Source organism: Sorangium sp. So ce145 (assembly GCF_051525985.1).
In the GTDB taxonomy this organism is placed as follows: Bacteria; Myxococcota_A; Polyangia; order Polyangiales; family Polyangiaceae; genus Sorangium; species Sorangium cellulosum_B.
The window spans coordinates 477,283-499,592 of sequence record NZ_CP150315.1; the positions used below are offsets into that span (position 1 = coordinate 477,283).

The 22,310-nt window shown below is 74.1% G+C and carries 16 protein-coding genes and 2 tRNA genes; 9 read left to right on the forward strand and 9 right to left on the reverse strand.

The genetic code is table 11. From position 1 onward, the window contains the following. Positions 1-85: 85 nt before the first annotated feature. Entirely contained in the window at positions 86-886 is an 801-nt protein-coding gene (locus tag WMF34_RS01790; protein WP_012232964.1) for a hypothetical protein, read from the forward strand. Between the two features lie 453 nt (positions 887-1,339). After that, a tRNA-Cys gene (locus WMF34_RS01795) sits at positions 1,340-1,411 on the forward strand. 172 nt (positions 1,412-1,583) lie between these two features. Here the strand turns inward: WMF34_RS01795 and WMF34_RS01800 are convergent. Further along, positions 1,584-1,994: an SET domain-containing protein gene (locus WMF34_RS01800; RefSeq protein ID WP_012232965.1), complete on the reverse strand. Its 411-nt coding sequence runs from the start codon at positions 1,992-1,994 to the stop codon at positions 1,584-1,586. Positions 1,995-2,317: 323 nt separating this feature from the next. On the opposite strand from WMF34_RS01800, the gene WMF34_RS01805 reads away from it, so the two are divergent. From WMF34_RS01805 to WMF34_RS01815, 3 genes are all read left to right on the forward strand, one after another. Further along, positions 2,318-4,981: a penicillin-binding protein 1A gene (locus WMF34_RS01805; protein WP_437992227.1), complete on the forward strand. Its 2,664-nt coding sequence runs from the start codon at positions 2,318-2,320 to the stop codon at positions 4,979-4,981. A 146-nt stretch (positions 4,982-5,127) separates the two neighbouring features. Next, entirely contained in the window at positions 5,128-5,490 is a 363-nt protein-coding gene (locus WMF34_RS01810) for a c-type cytochrome (RefSeq protein ID WP_437992228.1), read from the forward strand. After that, complete coding sequence (locus tag WMF34_RS01815; RefSeq protein WP_012232968.1) at positions 5,487-5,954, forward strand: hypothetical protein; 468 nt, start codon at positions 5,487-5,489, stop codon at positions 5,952-5,954. Before WMF34_RS01810 ends, WMF34_RS01815 begins: the two co-directional genes overlap by 4 nt. Before the next feature lie 54 nt (positions 5,955-6,008). Here WMF34_RS01815 and WMF34_RS01820 read toward each other — a convergent pair whose 3' ends face one another. From WMF34_RS01820 to WMF34_RS01830, 3 genes are all read right to left on the reverse strand, one after another. Beyond that, entirely contained in the window at positions 6,009-9,662 is a 3,654-nt protein-coding gene (locus WMF34_RS01820) for an AAA family ATPase (RefSeq protein WP_437992229.1), read from the reverse strand. A 26-nt stretch (positions 9,663-9,688) separates the two neighbouring features. Further along, entirely contained in the window at positions 9,689-13,288 is a 3,600-nt protein-coding gene (locus tag WMF34_RS01825) for an AAA family ATPase (protein ID WP_012232970.1), read from the reverse strand. 72 nt (positions 13,289-13,360) lie between these two features. Beyond that, positions 13,361-14,479: a cytochrome-c peroxidase gene (locus tag WMF34_RS01830; RefSeq protein WP_044963716.1), complete on the reverse strand. Its 1,119-nt coding sequence runs from the start codon at positions 14,477-14,479 to the stop codon at positions 13,361-13,363. Positions 14,480-14,996: 517 nt separating this feature from the next. On the opposite strand from WMF34_RS01830, the gene WMF34_RS01835 reads away from it, so the two are divergent. Further along, on the forward strand, positions 14,997-15,836 hold the full coding sequence (locus WMF34_RS01835) for an SDR family NAD(P)-dependent oxidoreductase (RefSeq protein WP_012232972.1): 840 nt from the start codon (positions 14,997-14,999) through the stop codon (positions 15,834-15,836). A gap of 159 nt (positions 15,837-15,995) precedes the next feature. Next, positions 15,996-16,160 (forward strand): rubredoxin, encoded by a 165-nt coding sequence (gene rd, locus WMF34_RS01840; RefSeq protein WP_012232973.1) that lies wholly within the window; start codon positions 15,996-15,998, stop codon positions 16,158-16,160. A 148-nt stretch (positions 16,161-16,308) separates the two neighbouring features. On the opposite strand, the gene WMF34_RS01845 is transcribed toward rd, so the two are convergent. The 3 genes from WMF34_RS01845 to WMF34_RS01855 form a co-directional block, all read right to left on the reverse strand. Next, positions 16,309-16,512 (reverse strand): hypothetical protein, encoded by a 204-nt coding sequence (locus tag WMF34_RS01845; protein WP_157906380.1) that lies wholly within the window; start codon positions 16,510-16,512, stop codon positions 16,309-16,311. Positions 16,513-16,621: 109 nt separating this feature from the next. After that, positions 16,622-16,694, reverse strand: a tRNA-Ala gene (locus tag WMF34_RS01850). A gap of 160 nt (positions 16,695-16,854) precedes the next feature. Next, positions 16,855-19,023 (reverse strand): HTTM domain-containing protein, encoded by a 2,169-nt coding sequence (locus WMF34_RS01855; RefSeq protein WP_157906381.1) that lies wholly within the window; start codon positions 19,021-19,023, stop codon positions 16,855-16,857. A gap of 194 nt (positions 19,024-19,217) precedes the next feature. Between WMF34_RS01855 and WMF34_RS01860 the strand changes: the two genes are divergently transcribed. Continuing rightward, positions 19,218-19,490 (forward strand): hypothetical protein, encoded by a 273-nt coding sequence (locus WMF34_RS01860; RefSeq protein WP_157906382.1) that lies wholly within the window; start codon positions 19,218-19,220, stop codon positions 19,488-19,490. On the opposite strand, the gene WMF34_RS01865 is transcribed toward WMF34_RS01860, so the two are convergent. Next, entirely contained in the window at positions 19,451-19,918 is a 468-nt protein-coding gene (locus WMF34_RS01865) for a hypothetical protein (RefSeq protein WP_231864651.1), read from the reverse strand. The two genes, WMF34_RS01860 and WMF34_RS01865, sit on opposite strands and share 40 nt — an antisense overlap. 79 nt (positions 19,919-19,997) lie before the next feature. Then, positions 19,998-20,852 (reverse strand): acetylglutamate kinase, encoded by an 855-nt coding sequence (gene argB / locus WMF34_RS01870; RefSeq protein WP_012232977.1) that lies wholly within the window; start codon positions 20,850-20,852, stop codon positions 19,998-20,000. A 167-nt stretch (positions 20,853-21,019) separates the two neighbouring features. Here argB and WMF34_RS01875 point away from each other — a divergent pair, with 167 nt between their 5' ends. Next, positions 21,020-22,180, forward strand: a complete 1,161-nt coding sequence (locus WMF34_RS01875) for a M20 family metallopeptidase (RefSeq protein WP_173427408.1) — start codon at positions 21,020-21,022, stop codon at positions 22,178-22,180. Positions 22,181-22,310: the final 130 nt, after the last annotated feature.

Consider the following 22,310-nt stretch of genomic DNA (forward strand, 5'->3'; position numbering starts at 1 on the left):
GGTGAGCGCCGCGGGAGGGGCGCTGTCGGGCCGCGCCCAACTTGCGATTGGCCCCCGGCGCTCCAGGTTCGAGGGAGGGGTCACCATGCGGTTCTTCGAAGCGGTTGGGCGTGTGATCGGGGGAGCGCTGTCTCCCATCGCCGGGGTGGGCAGCTTCATCCGGAGAGCGAGGCTGTTCCATCCCGACGGCGTGGTCTACTGCGCGGGGGTGAAGGCGCTCGCGGTGGAGGGCGAGGTCGGCGCGCTGGCGCAGCGGCTGGCGGGGCCGGCGCTCGTGCGGCTCTCGGGCGGGATGTGGCGGTGGCGGGGCGGCAAGGGCGAGCGCCGGCCGGACGTGCTGGGGGTCGCGGTGCGCTTCCGGACCAGCGAAGAGGTGACGCCGGCCGCGAGCGCCGGCGATCAGGACCTCATCTTCGTGAGCGCGCGCCGACTCTTGCTGCTCCCGTTCGCCCTGTTCACGACGAAGAGGCACGACTTCCTGGACAACGACTACTACGCGCTGGCGCGGTTCGACGTGGCCGGCTTCGGTCGCGCGGAGTTCCGCCTGGTGCCGCTGCGCGCGGCGGTGGTGAAAGGCAACCGCCGGGAGAAGCTGGAGCGCGCCGCTGAGGCGGGGCTCGCGCTGCTGCGCCTCGAGGTGAGGCGAGGGGGCTCGCGCGCACGGTGGATGGCAGTGGCCGATATGGAGCTGTACGAGCCGGTGGACATCGACCAGCGCGCCCTCCGCTTCAACCCGTTCCAGACGGGGAAGGGGATCGTGCCGCGCGGGTTGATCCAGGCGACGCGGCGGGCGGTCTACACGGCCAGCTACATCGGGCGAGCCCTGGGGGCGCGGGAGAGGGTGCCGCGCGCGCGAGGGGCGGGGCGCGGCGGGCGCGAACAGTAAGCCGCGGGGCCAAGCGGGGGGGCGCGCGCGGTGCGGGCGTTCTGCAAGGCGCCGGAAAACCCTCCAGGGGGCAGCGGCCGGCGGAGGGGGGAGGGGGAGCGCACGGCGCGCGCTGGGGCCCCGCCGAACTCGCGTTGGCGCCTGTGTCCACCTCGCTTCGCGAGGTGAACGCAGGCGCAGGGTCGCTCGGACAGCGGCCCGTCCCCAGCGCGCGCCGTGCGCTCCCCCTCCCCCCTCCGCCGGCTCCAGGATCAGGACGGGAACGACGACGGAACGACGGAACGAGCGCGGCGAAGCGCCGGCCAAGGAACTGAAGGGGAACCGAAGGGGAACCGCAGGGGAACCGGGGGTGACCGAAGGGACGGCTCGACCGCGTGAACGGAGGACGGGGAAAGCAAAGGCATTGACAGCTGGGCAGAGATGAGGCATGACCTCCCGCCGCTTCGAACAGTCGGTGAGGTAGCCAAGTGGTTAGGCAACGGTTTGCAAAACCGTTATACGCGGGTTCGAATCCCGTCCTCACCTCCGCAACGACGACAGTCCGGCCTGTGTGTTGCCCAGGCCTCGACCTGGATGCCGCTGCCGCAAGAGGCGAGCGCGGAGCGCCCGTGCGGCTGCCTGGCGGTCGCCAGCGCGACGGTGTCGTCGAGGTGAGCCGGAGCGATACGGCCGTCGCAGCGGCGCTGGCGCCCTCGCCTCAGCGAGGATCGAACCAGGTATAGCCGTAGTCGAAGCAGAGCTCCTCGCCCGCCTGGATGTCGCGGAGCGCGATGGCAGCCATCGAGTCCGGCACCGGACCGTCATCCATCTCGACGTTGGGTGTCGCCGAGTGGTTGTAGAGCGCGAGCAACCCCCACGCATACGCCTTCTCCCGCCCGGGCTCCTTCCCCCACGTGAACACGTGATGGAGCGCCTGGCAGCCGCGGTGCTCCTCGGTCTTCAGATCCGAGGCCGGGAAGCAGCTGACAGCGGCCCACTCGACGACCGTACCCTTCGGCAGGAACCGGCGAGCGAAGACGCCCCGGCCCTTCCCGGGGATGCGGCGCCACACGACGTTCGGATGGAACTGGTTCTCGGCGATGAGGGCGTCGATTTCCTGGTCGGTCATGGCGGGCGCCACCGACGCTATCACGCCCCAGCGAGCGCGGCGGTGCTCGAGTGCCTATCGGCAGCGCGGTCCATCACGATCGAAGGGCCCGGCCGCTGGCTCCAGGACAGCGTGCCTCGCACGACGTTCGTCGCGATCGGCGCGGCCTCTGGCGGGCAATTCCTTCGAGGACAAGCGGATGAGCTGCGAGCGGAACATCGATGGTCGATGGATCGGCGGCTGGCCGGCGCACTCCGCGGCGCCCGTCCTCGTGATACCGTGGCGCGGCTGGAACACCCCATCCGGGCGCCGCGGTGGCGCCGCTGGCTCCGGCGCGCGGACGCATGGCCTCGGATCTCCCACGAAAACCCGCCGCGCCGCCTGAAGGACCGGGCCCACGATCCGCGCCGGCGGAGCCCACGCTCCCGCACGACGCGGGCGCGGCGAGCTCCGACCCGCCGCCGAGCGATCGCGCGCCGACGCGGCTCTGGTCGCCGCGAGGCCCGGCGCAGGCGCCGCCCCCGGAGCCTCCGCCCGACGCTCCGCGCGCGACCGTCCCGTGGTCGCCCGGGCCGCACCCGCCGGCGCCACCGGGCCGCCGCGCGCAGGAGGGAACGCCGGGAAGAGCGCGCGCCCTCGTCAGGGCGGCGCTCGATCTCCCGCTGTGGAAGCGCGCGGGCGCGGCGCTCCGCGCGGCCCTCCAGCGGAAGCCCCGGGGCGCCGGGCCCAGGCCGCCGCTCCGCGCCCAGCTCGCCCGCTGGGGCAAGGGGCTCGCGATCGCCCTCGCGTGCCTCCTCGCCGCCGCCGTGATCGCGTTCTTCCTCGTCGTCCGCCACTACGAGCGCGACCTGCCGACAACCGCGGAGCTGAAGAATTACGACCCGCCGCAGGTGACGCGGTTCCTCGCGCGCGACGGCACGGTGATCGGCGAGCTCTTCGTCGAGCGCCGCACGCTCGTGCCGGTCACCGAGATCCCGCCGGTGATGAGCCTCGCGGCGCTCGCGGCCGAGGACGCCAGGTTCTACAAACACGACGGCCTCAATTACCTGGGCATGCTCCGCGCGCTGATCGTCAATCTGCGCTCGGCGGAGGCGCGCCAGGGCGGCAGCACGATCACCCAGCAGGTCGTGAAGAACGTGCTGCTCACGCACGAGCGCACGCTCGACCGGAAGATGCGCGAGCTCCTCCTCGCGCGCCGCATCGAGCAGGAGCTCACGAAGGACCAGATCCTCGAGCTCTACCTGAACCACATCTACTTCGGGCACGGGCGCTACGGGGTCGAGGAGGCGGCGCGGTTCTACTTCGGCAAGAGCGTCCGTCAGGTCACGCTGGCCGAGGCGGCGCTCCTCGCGGGCATCGTGAAGGGGCCCTCCCTCTACTCGCCGCGCGTGAACAAGGAGCGCGCCGAGAAGCGCCGCGCCTTCGTGCTCGGTCAGATGCGCGAGAAGCGCTTCCTGCCCGCGGCGCAGATCGACGCCGCGCTCGCGGAGCCGATCCGCCTCGCGCCCGAGCCGGAGCACCTGGACGAGCTCGCGCCCGAGGTCCTCGCCGAGGCCGAGCGCGCGCTGCGGAAGGCCGTCGGGCCCGACGCCAGGTACGGCGGCTACACGGTCGTGACCTCGATCGACCCGAAGATGCAGGCCGCGGCGCGCGCGGCGGTGCGCCAGAACCTCGACGCCTACGCCGCGCGGCACGGGCTCGTCGCGCCGTTCACCCGCGCCAAGGGGGATCCGGCGCCCTTCCAGGGCGCGCCCAAGGACGCGGGCCGCGCCTACCTGGGCGCGGTGACCGGCGCCGACGACGCGCGCGGCACGCTGGCCGTCCGCGTCGGCACGGCGCAGGGCGCCGTCGATCTGCGCAAGGAGCGCCGGTACAACCCGCGCGGGCTCCCGCCGAGCCGCTTCGCCGAGGTCGGCAAGGTGCTGCGCGTGCGCTTCGAGGGCGACCCCGAGGCCGGCAAGCTCCGGCTCGACCTCGGCCCGCAGGGCGCGCTCATCGCGATCGACGCGCGCACGCGCGAGATCGTCGCGCTCGCGGGCGGCTACGAGGGCGCGCGCGGCGGCCTCGATCGGGCGAGCCGCGCGCTCCGCCAGCCGGGATCGACCTTCAAGGCGATCGTCTACGGCTACGGCATCCATTCGCGCAAGCTCACGGCCGCCTCGATGCTCGAGACCGACCCGGCGGCGCTCGAGGGCTACCGGCCCGGCAACTACGACGAGAGCGAGGGGCAGAGCCCGAAGCGCCTGCGCGAGGCGCTCGCCCACAGCGTGAACGTGGCCGCGGTGTCGGCGCTCCGGGACGTCGGCCCCGAGGCCGTCGTCGCGTGGGCGCGCGAGCTCGGGATCACGTCGAAGCTCGGCGCCGACCTGTCCCTCGCGCTCGGCTCCTACGAGGTGACCCCGCGCGAGATGGCCGCCGCCTACGCGACGTTCGCCGCGGGCGGCGCGTACCAGGAGCCCGTCCTCGTGACGAAGATCACGGGCCCGCGCGGCGAGGCGCTGCCCCTGCCGGCGCGGCTCCCGCCGCGCCCGGTGATGACGGCGGCGGAGGCGTACCTCACGACGGACCTGCTCACCTCGGTCGTGAAGGTCGGCACGGCGAAGCAGGCGCTCTCGCTGCGCCGGCCGATCGCCGGCAAGACCGGGACGACGAACGACGCGAGGGACGCGTGGTTCGTCGGCTACTCGACCGACATCGCGTGCGCCGTGTGGACCGGCTTCGACGACGCCACGACGCTCGGCGCGCGCGAGGTGGGCAGCAGCGCCGCCCTGCCGGCCTTCATCGCGTTCATGGAGAAGGCGCACGCGGGGCGGCCGGCGACCGACTTCCCGGAGCCGCTCGGGATCGTGCGCCTCTCGATCGATCCGGCGAGCGGGATGGGGGCGTTCCCGGGCCAGGAGGGCGCCGTGGAAGAGGCGTTCCTCGAGGGCACCGAGCCGACCGGCGTCGCGGTGCCGGACCCGGCCGCCATCGGGCAGGGGATCCTGGACCTCTTCAAGACGCAGTGACCGTCGCGAGGCGACCCGGCTCCCTCGGCGCCCCGCGCCGCGGCCTCCAGCTCGGGCTGGCCGGGCGCGGCGGCGCCCAGGTGATCCCCGCGGCGAGACGCCGGCCCCACGCGGCGCCGCCGCGCGCTATGTTCCGGCCCGTCCGCATGAAGTGGTCGCCGATCCTCGCCGCCTTGCTCCTGCTCGCGGCCGCGTGCAAGAGGCCCGACCCCGCCGAGGAGGCGGTCGCGCTCTCGCCGCAGGCCGCGAAGGGCAAGGCCCTGTTCTCCACCCTCTGCGCGGCGTGCCACGCCCCCAGCGCCAAGCTGGTCGGCCCTCCGCTCAGCGAGCTCGCAGGGCTCTACAGGACCGATCCCGCGGGCATCGTCCGCTGGGCCGTGACCCCGGGGCGAAAGCGCGCCGACGTCCCCCCGATGCCCAGCTTCCGCGGCGTCCGGGAGTCGGATCTCGCCGACATCGCGCAGTACATCATCGAGGCCGGCACCGCGGCCGGAAAGCAAGGTCCATGATCTATTCGTTCGTCCTCGTCGCGCACTCGTGGCTGCGCTGGGTCGTCCTGCTGCTCGGGCTCCTGGCGCTCGCGCGGTCGGTCCGCGGCTGGGTCCAGCGGGGGCCGTGGACGGCGGCAGATCGCAAGGTCGGCGCGGCGTTCGTCGGCTCGCTCGACGCCCAGCTCCTCCTCGGCGTCTTGCTCTACACCGCGCTCAGCCCGCTCAGGCCCACGTCGCTGGCCGCGCTGAAGGCCGCGATGCCCATCGCGGCGCTGCGCTTCTTCGCCGTCGAGCACATCTTCGCCATGATCGTGGCGGTGGCGGTCGCCCACGTCGCCTGGGCCCGGGCGAAGCGGGCCCCGGACCCCACCGCGCAGCACCGGCGCCTGGCGATCGGCGTCCTCGTCACGCTGCTCGTCATTCTCGCCGCCATCCCCTGGCCCTCCATGGCCTACGGCCGCCCGCTCTTCCGGCTGCCCTGAGAGGCCGTCCGCCGTCGCCCGCGCGTCCCCGGAGCAGCGGCCCGGGGCGCCGGCTCACGCCACGTCCTCCCGGCTCATCCGGAGCAGCCACAGCGGGGCCAGCGCCTGCGACAGGCTCCGCACCAGCGACGACTCGGCATACCCCATCACGTAGTCCTCGATCTCGATCGGCGCGGTCGCGCCCGGGCGGCGCGGCGGGTCGAACCGGACGCGCCGCACCACCGGGAGGAGCTCGGCCGGGTTCGGCGGGAGCGCGCGCTCGCGCCGCGCCGCCTCGTCGAACGCCGCCTGCAGGTCGAGGTGCTCCCGGACCGCGCGCGCCGGCGAGAGGCCCGGCCGGGCCGGCAGGACGCGCACCCGCACCACCTCGGGGCCGCGCGAGAGCGACGTCCAGACGTGCGCGCCCGTCTCGAGCTCGAAGAAGTCCATCACGCACAGGCCCACGACGCTCAGGACGAGGAGCTCCGCCCCGCGCCCGGGGGCGGCGAGCATCGCCTCGAGCCCCGCCGCCCCGCGGCCCTGCTCGACCACGCGCGCGCGCCCGTCGCCGCCGGACGCGCTGCCGAGCGGCGCGCAAGCCCACCCCTCCACCTCGCCCCCTGCCTCGCCGTAGGCGCGCGCGAGCGCCTCGAAGAGCCCCTCCTCGGGCTCGTCGCGCGCGCCGGCCGGCCCCTCGTCGAGGCGCGCCGCGCGGAGCAGCTCGATCAGGACCGCGTGCTGGCCCGGCTCGTCCACCTTGCGGAGCGCGCGCCGGAGCGCGTGGCCCTCCGCGATGCACTCCAGGACCTCCTGCTTCGCCGGCCGGCGCAGCGGGCCCGGCAGCTGGCGCCGGTGGAACAGGCGCACCCGGGAGCGGCTCCACTCGTCCTCGACCGTCACGTAGCCGAACCTCCGCACCTCCAGGTCGAGGTGCTGCTGCTCGTCGTCGTCGCCGCTCCGCCGCCGGACGAGGTCGATCCGCTCGCGGAACGCCCGGATCGCGCCGCGCATGGCGTCGAGGTTGTAGACCGCCTCCGCGTGCTCGTGCGCCTCGGGTCCCTCCGCGGCGGTCCGGCCGTGCTCCGCGAGGTGGTAGCGGATCCGCTCGGAGAGGCGCGCGAGGTCGTCGCTCCGATCGAGCGCGTCGACGAACTCGAGCAGCGGCGAGAGCTCCGCCGTGAGCGCGCCGAGCGGCCTCGCCATGAGCGGCGCGAGGGCCCACGCCGCGGCCGCGGGCTCGGCCTCCGCGAGCGCCTCGCGGTGCAGCGCAAACGCGGGTGACGCGGGTGACTCGGGTGATCCGGACGACCCGGGCGACCCGCGGGACGCGGCGCCGTCGCCCGCCGCGGCGGCGCCGTCGCCGCGTGCGGTCGTGAAGATGCGGATCACCTGCATCGCGGCGGGCGCGCCGCGGGTGAGCGCGTCGCTCAGCAGCGATCCGATCTCGTCCTCGATGAACCGCTTCACCGAGCGGGCGCCGTCCTCGGCCACGAACGCCTCGCGCGCGATCCGCTCGGCCACGCCGGCGCCCCGGCGCACGAAGACGCTCCGCTCGGCGAGCCCGCGACGGCCGAGCAGCCGGTCGAGCTCCTTCTCGGCCACCCGCACCGCCACCTCGGGCGTCAGCGGCCGGAACGGCACGACGCGATCGATCCGGTTGAACAGCTCCGGCGGGAAGAAGTCGCGCACCGCCCGCGCGACCTCCTGGGCCGACTCCTCCGCGATCGCGAGCGCCCGCGCCTCCGAGAGCCCCGCGCCGCCGAAGCCGACCAGCGCCCGCGACCGCGCGCCCAGGTTGGACGTCATCACCACGACCGCGTGGTGGAAGTGCGCGGGCCTCGCCGCCGCGTCCGTGAGCCGCCCGTCCTCGAAGAGCTGGAGCAAGAGGCCGTGCACCGACGGGTGCGCCTTCTCGATCTCGTCGAGCAGCACCAGCGAGAACGGCTGCTCCCGCACCCGCTGCGTCAGGAGCCCGTCGGGCGCGTAGCGATCGCCGACGAGCCGCGCCGGCGCGTCCGGGCCGCTCTGCTCGCTCATGTCGAAGCGGAGCAGGCGCGACGCGCTGCCGTAGATGAGCTCCGCCATGCACCTGGCGAGCTCGGTCTTGCCGGTCCCCGTCGGCCCGGTGAAGAGGTACACGCCGTACGGGCGCCGCGGATCCACGAGGCCCGCCTTGATGCGCGAAACGAGGTCCGCCGCGGCGCGCACGGCCTCCGGCTGGCCGATCACACGCCGGCCCAGCTCCTCCTCCAGCGCGCCGGCGTCGAGCGGCTCGTCGCCACCGAGGAGGAGCCGCGGTACGCCGGTCTTCTGCGACAGGAGCCGCAGCACGTCCTGCGAACCGACCGGGCGCGGCGCGTGGCCGCGCGCCGGCCCCGGCTCCCCGGAGGGCGACGGCGTCACGCCCGCGCGGACGACCTCGCGCAAGAGGTCGATGGCCTTGCCAGGCAGCGCCTGCGCCGAGAGGAGCGATCCGCCGAGGTCGAGGATCGTCCGCAGCACGTACGGGCTCACGCGGGCGGCGTGGCGCTGCTCGAGCGCGCGGACCTCCCGCACCATGAGGCGGAACGTCTCGGAGGGCGTCGCCTCGGGGAGGAAGAGCGGCGTGAACAGGGCCGCGAACGACGGGGACTCCTGCTCGAGGAGGCGGAACGCCTCGGGGGAGCACTCGCCGACCATCACGATCTCGCGGCGGGAGAGCGGGCCGCGGAAGAAGTCGGCGAGCGAGCGCTCGCTCTCGCGCGACCTGCCGATCCGGCCGAAGTGGTGGAGGTCGTCGATCACGAGGATGGCGCCGCGGCTGCGCGCGTCCTCGACGAGCTCGACGCACCGCTTCTCCCAGTCGCCGAGGTGGCTCATCCCGGCGATGAGCCTGCGGCCGCTCACGGCGACGACGTCGCGGACGCGGTCGAGGTTCTTGTGCGCGCCGTACCCGTCGGCCGCGAGGAGATCGAGCACCGCGCGGTGGATCAAGGTCGTCTTGCCGCACCCCGGCGGGCCGACGACGACGACCGGCTGCGCCCTGCCCGCGCCGAGCAGCAAGGCGAGCTGCTCGCGCTGCGGCGATCGCGGCACGCCCGCGTCGAGGTTGCCCTGGGCCGCGCGCTGCGTGAGGCTCACGCCGAGGTTCGGCAGGACCTTGAGGCCCCGGCGCTTCTTCCAGCGGAACGCCGGATCGGCGCCGGTGTCGTCCTCGCCCGGGCGCTCCGGCAGGTCCGCGAGCGCCGAGCGCGGGGCGCACGAGAACGACAGCGCCGTGATGCGCTCCTTGCCCCGGCTCCAGAGCCGCGCGATCTCGTCGTCGTCGAGCGCGGCCCACGCGACCTGGAACAGCGCGCGGAGCTGCTCGTCCAGCGGGAGATCCTCGCGGATCGGCGCGGCCTCGCCCTGGCGGGCGGGGTGGTAGGCGAAGACGACGCGCTCGTGCTCCGAGGCCCAGCGCGGCTCGAGCACGACGGGGCAGAGGCCGCTCACCTTGCGCCGCTCGGCGGCGCCGGAGAGCGTGAGCTCGAGGCGCACCTTCTCGATCCGGATGCCGCGGGGGAACTCGAGGCGCGCGAGCTCGGCCGCGCGCGCCTTCTCGAAGACGGCCCTGAGCTCCTCGGTGAGCAGGCGCCGGACGCGCTCCGCGTGCCGCCCCTCCCGCGAGCGCGTGCTCGGGCCGAGGCCGAGCGTCACGCACTCGACGTTCGTGGTCCGCCGTTCGAAGAGCGGGATCGTGAAGTGCACGGCCTCAGGGTAGTGGCTCTGCCAGGTCAGGCGTCGGGCAAATCATCGAGCGCCGAGCCGTCCCCGCCTGCGCTGAAATACTCGCTCCGATCCAGCCCGCTCCCCTCGTCCTCGAACAGCAGCAGGTGCGTCAGCGCGACCTCGTCGAGCCGCTCCCAGTACCACGCCGGATCCATCGCGATCCGCGCCCTGCGCCCCGCGATCAGCGCCGCGCCCTCGACCTCGTCGAGCTCGCGCGCGGCCGCCCCGCGCCGCCGCGCCGCGGCCGAGCCCGCGGGCGGCGGGGCGAGCGACCTGTGCTCCCACTGGTCCTCGGCGATGTCGGCCGCGTGCGCGACGAAGTGCACGAACACGTGCAGCCGGCCGTCTTTTGACGCCTCGCACGCCTCGCCCGCCTCGCCCGCCTCGCCCGCGTCCCGCTTGCGCGCGACCAGCCGGTGGAGCCCCCGCTCCAGCGAGAGGAACGCCCCGGCGTACGCGCCGGTGCAGCGGAGGAGCACGCTCCGGAACCCGCGCTTCGGCTCGTCGAGCGCGTCCAGCACGTCGCCCGGAGCGCGCGGCGGGCCCCACCGCCGGCTCGCGGGCCACGCGCCGTCGCCGGGCCCGGCCCGGTCGCCATCGATGTGCAGCGTCGCGCCCCACCCGCGCCGCGGGAGCTCCCTGAGGAGCGGCGCGAGCCACCGCTCGAACGCCCCCGCGTCGAGCTCCTCCAGGATCAGCGTGATCGCGTCGCGCCGCGACTCGGTCGCGACGAGCGCGCGGGGCAGCACCTTGCGCACGCCCTCCCACGCCGCGCGCGCCTCGCCCGCGAGCCCGCGCACCTCCTCGCCCTCGAGCAGCGCCATCAGGGCGAGCTCCTCGACGCCGTGCATCTCCTCCTGCGCGCGCTCGAGCTGCCCCCAGAGCTCGCTCAGCCGGTGGTGCTCGGCCTGCAGCGCCGCGGCGTCGATCTCCTTCCTCCGATCGCGCGACGGCCCGCTCGCGAGGCTCAGCTGCGTCAGCAGGAAGTCGAGCTGCTCCTTGAGCTGCTCGAGCGGCCCGAGGCTCATCCACCGGTCCACCTCGCGCCGGAGCTCGCCGACCTGCTCGACGCCGAACGCCTGCTGCGCGGCCTTCGCCGCGCGCCGCCGCCGCGCCACGAGGCGGAGCGCTGGCGTCTCGGCGCGGGCGACCACGGCGCCGTCGGCGGGCGCCGCCGCTTCAGGCTCGCCCGCCTCGGTCACCCACACCGTGAGATCCCGCGCGTCGCCCCCGAGCCTCGCGAGCAGCCGCGCGAGCGGCGCAGCGAGGTGCTCCTCGACGTGGCGCCGCAGCGCCCGCGCCCCGTACGCCGGCGCGTGGCCGTCCTCGGCGAGCCGCGCGAGCGCCCGCTCCGACACCTCGAGCGCGACGCCCGCCTCGGACAGCCCGCGGCGCTGGGCGAGGCGCCGCGCCGTGAGGCGCGCGACCTCGGCGAGCTCCGCCCGGGTCAGCGCCCGGAACGGCACCACGCGATCGATGCGGTTCACGAACTCCTGCCGGAACGCGCCCGCGACGACGCGCTGGTAGTGCGCCTCGTCCAGCGCGGCCTGCTCCTCCGGCGCCTCGGCGCCTCGCTCGCCGGCGAACCCCGCCCGCGCGCGCCGCTCCGCCGCGCCGAGGTTCGACGTCATGATCACGATCGCGTTGTGGAAGTACGCCGTCCTGCCGCGCGCGTCGGACAGGCGCCCCTCGCCGAGCACCTGCAGCAGGAGATCGAACACGGCCCGGTGGGCCTTCTCGATCTCGTCGAGCAGGAGCACGCAGAACGGCTGCTCGCGCACGCGCTGCGTGAGCAGCCCGCCCGCGCCGTCGGTCCCGCGGATCAGGCGATCGGCCGCGCCCTCGCTCGAGAACTCGCTCATGTCGAACCGCGCGAGCCGATCGGGCGAGCCGAAGAGCAGCCCGGCGAGCGCGCGGGCGAGCTCGGTCTTGCCGACGCCCGTCGGCCCCACGAAGAGGAACGCCGCGAGCGGCTTGTCCGGCGGCGAGAGCCCCGCCTTCACCACGGCGATCGTCTCGGCGAGCGCGCGCACCGCGCGCTCCTGCCCGACCACGCTCGCGCCGAGGTCGCGCGCCACGCGGTCGACGCGGAGCGGGAGATCGTCGCGCAGCAGGAACGCCGGCATCCCCGTGCGCATCGAGAACAGCTCGTAGAGATCGCTCCGCCCGAGCGTGACCGGCTCCCCCTGCGCGGTCCGCTCCCGCTCGTGCACGGCGCGCAGGTCCTCGTAGAGGCGGACCGCCTTGCCCGGGAAGGCGCTGTAGGGCAGGTAGCGCTCCGCGAGATCGACGAGCGCCGTCAGCGCGTCGCCCGCGACCGCGGGGCGGTGCGGCTCGACGCGGCCGTCGCGCTCGGCGAGCGCCTTCCGGGTATCGGCGGCCGAGAGCGGATCGATCCGGATTCGGCTCAGCCCCGCGAAGAACGCCCAGTGCCGCCCCTCGAGCGCGTCGAGCCGGTCGTCCCGGAGCTCGCACAGGACGCGCACCCGCCCCTCGTCGAGGTAGGGCCGCATCGCGCCGGCCAGGTCCACGTGCCCCCCGTCGACGCGCTCGGCCAGGAGATCGTCGAGGTTCTCGAAGTAGAGCACCGCGTCGAGCGCGGCGGCGGCTTCCATCACGCCGTGGATGCGCTCCTGCCACTGCCCGAGCCCGCTCATGCCCGCGATGAGCTGTGCGCCCGACGTCGCGTAGACGAGCCGCGTCTGGCGGGCGACATACGCCAGCGCGAGCGCGGTCTTCCCGGCGTGCTCCGGGCCCACGAGCAGCACGCCGAGGCGCTCCTCGCCGTCGAGTAGCGCCGCGAGGCGCGCGAGCTCCGCGTCGCGGCAGGCGAGCGGCGGCGTCGCGAGCGGGCTCCGCTGCGCCGCCACGTGGAGCGGCGTCGCCACCGCGACGAGCGTCTCCACGGCCTTCTTCCGCCGCGCGCGCTCCACGATCGATGCGCCGCGCGGCCCGTGCCCGCCCGCGCGCTCGGGCTCGGGCAGCGGCGCGTGGAGCACCTCCAGGCGGTGCGCGCTCCCGGGCAGGAGCCCCAGGTGCTCCCACGTCGACAGGACCTGCGACGCGAGCAGCCGGCGCACCTCGTGCCGGATCGCCGCCTCGATCGGCTCGCCGGCCTCCACGTAGAACGCGTGCCCGAGGCTCGGCACGAGCACCCACGCGTCGCCGCGCTCCGCCGCCGGCGCCTCCGCCTGCCCGCGCGCGTCCAGCTCGCCGGCCGGCACGACGACGCAGGGAAAGCTCACCGGCACCTCGTTCCGCAGCTTGCGCGGCAAGTCGTCGCGCGGGACGGGGACGCTCACCGAGAGGAGCCCTGTCCCTCGCGGGAACGAGAGCCGGGAGACCGCGTCGGGCCGGGCGCGCGCGGCGTGCTCGCGCAGGAAGAGCTGCTGCTCGACGAGGACGTCCTCGTCGCGGCCGAAGCTCGCGACGTCCGGCGCCGCGACGGGGAAGGCCAGGCACGCGCCGTCGAAGCGCTCGCGCACGAAGACGAGCGCCCTCGCGGTGCGCCCCTCGCTCGCGTCGCGAGCCCCTTCCGCGGACGCGCCCGCTCCGTCCTCTGGAGCGGGCGCGGATCGTCCGTCGTCGCTGGAGCTCGTGCTCATCCGAGAGGGCGGAGCAGAGCCGATCCGCCCTCCCGGCGCAATCAGGCGATCAGCGTGATCAGCGCGATCAGCTCACGTCGGGTCGGCCTTGGGCGTGGTCGGCCCGCTCGGGGGCAGCTCGGGCTGCTTGATGTAGTCGGTCGGGAGATCGCCGGTGAGCGACTTGAGGAACGCGACGATCGCCTTCACCTCTTCGGGCTTGGCCTCCACGCCGAGCTGGTGCCACGCCATCTTGGTCACCGTCTCGTCGAGCGTCGCGATCGAGCCGTCGTGGAAGTACGGGAAGGTCTTCTCGACGTTCCTGAGGCTCGGGACGCGGAAGAAGAACTTGTCCTTCTCGTCCTTCGTGTGGTCGAAGCGCCCGTTGTCCTTGAGGCCGGGGAACTCCTTCACGAGGCCGAGCTTCTGGAACGTCGAGCCGCCGACGGCGACGCCCGTGTGGCAGGTCGGGCACCCGAGCGAGATGAACTTGTGGAACCCGGCCTTCTCCTCGGCGGTAAGGGCCTTGTCGTCGCCGCCCAGGAACTTGTCGAAGCGCGACGGCGTGACCAGGCCGCGCTCGAACGCGCCGATCGCCTTGGCCATGTTGTCGTAGGTGATCGGCTCCTTGTCGTCGGGGAAGGCCGCCTTGAAGAGCTTCACGTACTCGGGGATCGACTTGAGCGTCGTGATGACCCGCTTCTCGTCCGGCATGGCCATCTCGACGGGGTTCAGGATAGGCCCTTTGGCCTGGTCCTCGAGCGTGGCCGCCCGGCCGTCCCAGAACTGGGCGATGTGGGGGCCCGCGTTGTACGCAGAGGGCGAGTTGCGGCCGCCGAGCTGGCCCTTGTGCCCGGAGGAGAACTGCTTGTTGTCGACGCCGTAGGTCGAGAGGCCATGACACGAGTTGCAGGAGATATCGTGGTTCTTCGAGAGGCGCGTCTCGTACCACAGCATCCTTCCCAGGGTCACCTTGTCATCGGTGATCGTGTTCTTGTCCGTCTCGAATTTTGCGGGCAGGACCTGGAAGGACTTGACGTCCTTCGGATCGAAGACGAGCGGCTTCACGTCGCTTGTCGCCGCGGCGGTCGCGGCGGGCTTCGCCGTGTTCGAGGCCGGGGCGGCCTTGTGCTCGTAGTCCGCGGATCGTTCGCAGGCGCCCAGCCCGGCGGCGATGAAGAGCACACTGATGAGAGATGAGGGCCAACGCATGAGGTCTCCTGGCTCGTGAGGACGCCGTCCACGGTATGAGAGAGCCGCCGTGGACGTCAACGCGCGGCGCGGCCGCGCCGCCGGCTCGCTCGCCGGCCAAGGCGCGGTGCTGGCGGCGGTCGCGGGGGCGCCCCCGGGGTGTTGCGTGTTACCGGCCGGTTGCGACTCGCGGTCTCGAAGGTAGCGCAATGGATGTCGAGGTGCCTCCTGCGCGCCTATCTCCTCCGAGGTGCGCTTCTCCGTTTCGCCCGATTTCTCCGAGGTGTTGCGCGGCGCGCTCGCGCGGCCTCCGGGGTGTAGCGGGCGAGCTGCGGTGGAGCGGAAGCGCGGAGGCGCGGAAACGCCGGAGGGCGGAAGCGTGGCAGCGCGGAAGCGTGGGAGCGCGGAAGCGCCGGAGGGTGGAAGCGTGGAAGCGCGGAAACGCCGGAGGACGGAAGCGCGGGAGCGTGGACGATGCGAGGCCGACCGGCGAGGGGGCCCTTGCGCGCCCGGGGGGCGCCGGGCAACCCTTTCGGCCGTGCAATCGCCGATCGACAGCGGGGTCGTGCTCATCACCGGCGCGTCGTCGGGCATCGGCCGCGCGCTGGCGCACGAGGTCGCCCAGCGCGCCCGGGCGCTCGTGCTGGTCGCGCGCCGCAAGGATCGCCTGGAGGCGCTGCGCGCCGAGCTCGCCGCGGCCCGCCCGGCGCTCGCCGTGCTCGCCTTCGGCTGCGATGTCACCGATCGGGCGGCGGTCGACGCGATGCTGCTCGCCGCCACGGCCGAGGTCGGGGGGGTCGACGTCCTCGTCAACAACGCCGGCTTCGGCGACATCGGCGTGTTCGATCTCTCCGCGTGGTCGCGCACCGAGCAGATGATCGCGCTGAACGTGACGAGCCTCGCGTACCTCACGCACCGGCTCGTCGGCCCGATGGTGTCGCGCGGGCGCGGCGCGATCGCGAACGTGAGCTCCGGCTTCGGGCTGACGTTCGGGCCCGGGATGGCCGCGTACGTCGGCACGAAGCACTTCGTTACGAGCTTTACCGAAGCGCTCCGCCTCGACCTCGCCGGCACCGGCGTGCGGGTGACGCAGGTCTGTCCGGGGCCCGTGCGGACCGAGTTCAACGAGGTGGCCGGCAACTTCACGGGCCTCGAGCCTCCCGCGCTCCTGTCGATCTCCCCGGAGCGCTGCGCGCGCGCGCTGGTCCGCGCGGTGGACCGCGGCCGCGCGCTCGTGGTGCCCGGGGTGGTGGCGTGGCTCGTCATCCACCTCGGCGTCATCTGCCCGCGGTGGCTGCTCCGGCTCGCCTACTGGCCGATCGCGCGCGTGCTGCGGAAGAAGCAGCTCGCGGTGCGCGACGCTCCGGCGCCGCCCTGAGGCGCGCGTCCTGGCGGCCACGGTCGCCGCGGCGGCGCGCCGAGGCGCAGGACCTGGGCGCCGCGGCGAGAGCTGCGGACCAGAAGGTTCATCTGCGGTCGTGTCCGCCCTCGTGGTAGCTTCTTGCGCCGCTCGTCGAGCTCCTGAGGAGGACCACGGATGAAGAAATATCGGTGTCTGGTGTGCGGATTCGTCTATGACCCGGGGGTCGGTGACCCCGACACCGGCATCGCGCCCGGGACCTCGTTCGAGGACCTGCCCGACTCCTGGATGTGCCCGGAGTGCGGCGCGACCAAGGCCGATTTCGAGCCGATCGACGAGTGATCGATCCAAGCCTCCGCGCCGTCTCGGCGAGCCTCGCGCCGCGGACAGCGCGGAGGCGCCGGCGGCGTGAGCACATCGGCTGCGCGGCCTCCGCGGACCGATGCGCTCCTCGGATCGCGCCGCGCGCCGCCCCGGTGGACGCTCCACCTCATCCACCACCGATGGGCCTGACGCACGCGGCCGGCTGAGCGCCATCCGCGGCCGCGCGGGCGCTCAGCGCAGCGAGGCACAGGGCGACATCGAGGAACGCCGCGGCGGCGCTCAGCGCGCTGCCCCCGTGCGGACGGCAGCACCTCATCGCGGTCACCTCGCGCCCGATCCAGGCGCTGGCCACGCGCCTGCTCGATCTCACGCGCTCTCCGCGGACCGCTTTTTATGCGGTCACACGCTTTCGAGAGCGTGACAATGGCGTGGAGGAGGAAGAAGAACGGCTAAGAAAGAGAATTGAGCTGCTTCGAGGGTGGACCTGACAGGGATCGAACCTGCGACCTCTAGAGTGCGATTCTAGCGCTCTCCCAACTGAGCTACAGGCCCTCGCTTTCGAGAGCGCGGACTCTACTCGCCGGGGCGCCGCTGTCAAGCATGGATCGCGGTTTTCTCTCCGCCGCCGGTCTGTCGTTGGGGGGGACCCTGGGCACCCCACCAGGTCCCCCTGCTTGCCGTGCTTCCCCTGGTTCCCCGCGTTCCCCGCGCCCTAGTTGGCAGGGCTCGGCGGCGCCGCGGGCGCGCCGGGCGCCGGCGGAGGCTCCGCCTGCGCGCGCGCCTGGGCCTTCGGGTTCTGGAAGACGAAGAGCTTCTCGCGCTCCTCCCCGTAGCTCTCCGTGCTGCCCCACTTCGGGTTCCAGTCCTTCACCCAGTACACCTCCCCGGAGACGATCGCGTCCTCGGGCCGGCCCGTGCGCTCGGGGTAGCGGTAGATGTACTCCTTCATCGCGTCCCGGTACGCGGTGTTCGCCGGCAGCTTGATGCGGGCGAAGTAGTCGCACCAGATCTGGGTGTACGCGAAGCTCTTCGCGTGCAGGAGGTCGAAGTTCGGCGGCTCGCCGGTGAAGGGGTTGATGTGGCGGCCGTCGACCGTGATGGCGTCGACGACGATCGTCCCGTCGTCCATCACGGGGTTCGGTGAGAACATGAACCAGCCCTGGAGGAACCGGAGCTTCTGCGAGAGGAGACGCGTCGGCTCGGGGTGAGGCACCTTCCAGCGGTTCTTGATGACCCAGAGCTCGACCGCCGCCTGGTTGACAGCGCCGACGAACATCACGAGCACGGCGAGCTCGCGGAACGTCGCGAGCACCTTCCGGCCCGCCAGCCGGAGCGGCGCCGGCGGGGGCGCGATCTCGGAGCGCTCCGGGATCCGCGCGCCGAGCGCCCGGCCCAGGCTGCGGCGGTGCGCCGCCGCCATCGCCGCGGTCGCCGCGTCGCGCACGAGCGGCAGGCGGAGCACCCACGCCACGGTGGGGCCGAGCGGGATCGCCGCGACGATGTCGGCGAGCGCCGCCGCCCCCTCGGCCGCCTCGCCGCCAGGACGCCGCACCGCGAGCCCGTAGGGCGCGGAGCTCGACGCCTCGAAGGTGAGCAGCCCGAACCGGTCCATCCGCTTCAGCACGCGGCAGGCGAGCACGGCGCCCGGCGAGCGCGGGTCGAACAGCACCACGCGGGCCCGGTGCACGCGCCGCATCGTGCGCGCGGCGATCTCCCAGTCCTCGCGGCCGATGAGGAGCGTGGAGAACACGCAGAGCGCCCACGCGAACGGGCCCAGCACGAACGTCGTGCCGAACCCGACGTGGAGCAGGTTCATCATCACGAGCGTGAGCCGCCGCGCCCACACCCGGCCGATGGGCGACAGCAGGCACACCGGGATGGCCGCCTCGAACGAGATCACCATCCTCGTCATGAACAGGATGAGGAAGTTCGGCGCGTAGTCGCGGATGTCCGCCACGATCGGCGTCACCATCCGGTCGACGTAGAGAACGAAGTGGACCGCGGTCCCGTTCTTCCAGGCGGGGCCGGTCTTGTGCACCACGTTGAAGAAGTAGATCGCCGAGAGCTGGATCAGCAGGACGGGCCCGAGGACGGTCACATAGGCGTCCGGCTTCCGGGGGTCGTCGAGCGTTGTGCGGTCGTTCAGATCGTCCGCGGTCCGCTCGCGGCTCCGCTTCAGCGACGCGAGGAGCGCGTCGACGGAGAAGCGATCGCCCAGCGGCAGGAAGCACGTCCAGAGCAAGAGCAGGTTGTGGACGACGTAGCCGCCGTTCTCGATGAGCAGGACGCGCCCGTTCATGCTCGTGACGAACACGAGCGAGAGCACCTGCATGAGCTTCGTCTTCCAGCCGATGAGCAGGCAGACGTAGGTGGCGAAGATGACGGCCCAGAGGACCCAGAGCTCGCCCGGCGTGGAGAAGGCGTTGACGAGCGAGAAGTTCCCGCCGCCCTGCGGGCGCCAGAGGTTCACGTGGTTCGGCAGGACGCCGATGTCCGCGAACATGTCGGACCACGCCCAGCTGCGGCGGAACAGGTCGCCGATCAGGAAGAAGCCGAGCAGGATGCGCGTGAAGCCGAGCGTCCGCCGGTCGAAGGTGAAGAAGGCGTCCCGGAGGATGTCCCACATCGAGGGCCCGCGCGGCCGCGGAGGCGGCTCCGGCTCCGCGCCGTCTTCCTCGTCGTGCTCGCCCTCCGCGGCGCCCTCGTCCTCGGCGGCCCCGTCGCGCTGCGCCGCGCGCGCTGCGCCGTCGCCCGCGCGCGCGCCCTCGCCGGAGCCGCTCGCGGCGGCGGCCTCCGGGCCTGCTTCGCGGCTCTCGCCGGGGTCCTCGTTCCGGAGCGCGCCCTCGGGCCCACCCTCGTCGCGATCGTCTTTTGCATTCATAAGGCGTCGAGATCGATGCTGCGCGAGCGGAGCGCTCGCCGTTTCCATCCCCTACCTACCGCAACCGCGCGGGCGCCGCACGAGGCGACCAGGGGCGCGACGTGCGAGCGCGCCGGGTCACGCCCTGTGGGCAGGATCGCGACCGCACGGCGCGCTTGATGCGCGCGGCGCGGGACGGTAACGAGGAGGGCGACGTGCGCCCCATGTCCAACGCGCCCGACGCGCCCGACGCGCCCGACGCTGAAGAGCGCCTCGCGCTCGCGAGCTGCGCCTTCGTGGCCGGCTGCATCCTGCTCGCGCCGCGCGAGTGGATCTCGGCGGGGCTCTCGCTCGCGCTCGCGGCGGCGCTCTTCGGGTGGCATCTCCGGCGGCGCGCCGCGGCCCCGAAGGGAGGGCCGGCGGCACCCGCGCAGGGCGCCCGCGGCGCTCAGGGCGCGCCGGGGGAAGAGCCGCGGGCGCCAGCCTGAACGCGCAGCGGAGGGCGGCCGAAGCGGGCGCGCACGCGGTCGGCGACGGCGCGCACCCGCGGCGCCCCGAGGAGCCGCCGCTCCAGGCGCCGCTTGCCGGGGACGTCGAGGAGCATCACGCCGATCAGGATCACCAGCGCGCCCGGACCGGGGACGCCGGGCAGCGACAGCAGGATCCCGAGCGCGATGGCCATCACGCCGAGCAGGTTCTTTCCGGCGCGCGCCGCCATGCGCACCCAGGCCGGGCGCCCTTCCAGGAACGGCGCCTCCTCCTGCCTCTCCAGGTAGTCCTCGGGCAGCCGGACGAGCACGACAGCGACGAGCGCCATGCCCGCGATGAAGCTGGCGACGCACACGCCCACGCCGATGGCGAGCTGCTCGCGGTGCGCCTCGACGAACGCGAGCGTTGCTCGGGCGGAATCCGTCATCGATGAGGCGGGGAGCATACGGCGGTGAGGCGGGGAGCATACGGCGCGCGGCCGGCTCGGGCGAGGCGGCCCCGAAAGCTCAGGGGACGAGCACGGTGCCGATCGAGCCGGGCTCGCTCGCCTCGCGCGCGAGATCGCCGGGCTTGAGCCGCCCCAGGATGTGGATGCGGCGGACCCCTTCGGCGAGCGCGGCGAACGACTCCTCGAGCTTCGGGATCATCCCGCGCGTGACGGCGCCGCTCGCGATGAGGGCGCGCCCTTCGGCGACCGTGAGGCTCGGGATGCGCGAGGCGGGATCGGCGACGTCGCGCAGCACGCCCGGCACGTCGCTGACGAGGAAGAGCCCCGCAGCGCCGAGCTCGATGGCGACCCGGTTGGCGACCGTGTCGGCGTTGATGTTGTACGCCTGCCCGTCCGCGCCGGCCCCGAGGCAGGCGAGGACGGGCAAGTAGCCGCCGCTCCCGAGCAGCTCGAGCAGCCCGCGATCGACGCCCGTGATGTCGCCGACGAGGCCGAGGTCCACCGGCTCGGGCCCGGCGCCCGCGTAGACCTGCGGCGGCCGCTTGACCGCCGAGAGGGCGGGCCCGCTCGCGCCGTGGAGCCCCACCGGCCTCGCGCCCGCGGCGACGAGCGCGGCGCAGAGGTCGACGTTGAGCTTGCCGGCGACGACCATCTTCATGACGTCGAGCGTGTCGGCGTCGGTGACGCGCTGACCGGCGACCTGCCGGACGGGGATGCCGAGGCGCTCCTGCAGCCGGGTGGCCTGCGCGCCGCCGCCGTGGACGACGATCGCGCGCGCGCCCGCGCGGGTGAGCGCCGCGAGGTCGCTGGAGAGGATGGCGAGGGCAGGGCCGCCCACGACCTCGCCGCCGAGCTTGATGACGAGCGGGCCCGTCGCCGTGGTCACGGGTGCCTCCGCGCTGCTCTGGGACATTTCATGAGGGGCACACGTACCACTTCTGCTGCGGCCAGGGCAGAGGTCGCCGGCACGCGCGGGGTCGTGGCGGCGTGGTGGCGGCGGCGTGGCAGCGCGAGCGGGCGCCGGCGATCTCGCGCGGGGCGGCGCTCGGCCTCCGGTGGCTTCCGTGGCATGCTGGCGCCGTGATCCAGGCCCTCCGACAGGCGCTGTCCAGCCGCGCGGAGCCGATGCTCGCGCTCCTCGAGCGGCTGGTGAACCTCAACTCGTTCACGGACAACCCGCGCGGCGGCGACGCCGTGGGCGAGGTCCTGGCCAACGAGCTCTCGACGATCCCCGGCCTGTGCGTGCGGCGGTTCGCGAGCGCGCGCTACGCGGCGCACTGGGTGGCGGAGAGCGAGGCGGCCAAGGCGTCGCCGGCGGGGCACGTCGCCCTCGTCGGGCACCTCGACACGGTGTTCCCCCCGGGGGTCTTCGAGGGCTTCCGCCTGGACGGGGAGCTCGCGCGCGGGCCCGGCGTGCTCGACATGAAGGGCGGGCTCGTGGTGGTGATCGAGGCGCTCAGGGCGCTCGAGCGGATCGGCGCGCTGTCGGCGATCCCGGTGCGGTTCGCGATCGTGGCGGACGAGGAGGTCGGGTCGCCCGAGGGGCGCCCGCTGCTGCAGCGCGAGCTCGCGGGCGCCGCGTGCGCGCTCGTGTTCGAGGCGGGGCGCGAGGGGGACCGGATCATCACCGCGCGCAAGGGCACGGGGGGCGCGACGGTGAGGGCCACGGGCAAGGCGGCGCACGCCGGCAACGCGCACCGGCAGGGCGCGAACGCCATCTGGGCGCTCGCGCGCTTCGTCGACCGGGCGCAGCAGCTCACCGACTACGGGCGGGGGGTGACCGTCAACGTCGGCAAGGTGAGCGGAGGGCAGGGCAGGAACACGGTGCCCGACGCGGCGGAGGCGCAGGTCGACCTCCGCTTCGTGAGCCGCGCGGACGGCGAGGCCATGCTGGCGGCGCTCGCCGCGGCGGCGCGCGAGGCGGCCGCCGAGGTGCCCGGCACCGCCGTGCAGGTCGAGGGCGAGATCGCGCGGTCGCCGCTCGCGCGGACCGACGCGAGCGCGGCGCTCTGCCGTGAGTACGCGGCCTGCGCGCGGGCGGCGGGGCTCGGCGACGCCGAGGCGCCCCTCCTCGGCGGCGGCTCCGACGCCAGCTCGACGGCCGAGATCGGGATCCCGTCCATCGACGGGCTGGGGCCGCGGGGAAGCGGCTTCCACACGAAGGACGAGCTCGTCGAGGTGGGCACGCTGGTCCCCAAGGCGGAGGCGCTGGCGGCGTTCCTGCTGGGCCGGCGCGCCTGAGGCGCGGAACGGGCGGCGCGCGCGACGCCGACGCTCGTCTGCCGCGGGCTGCCACGTGCGACCCCAGTGGATCACCTGGGCGGCTCCGTCAGGTCGCGCCTGTAAGGGATCCCCTTGCTGCCATGGCCCG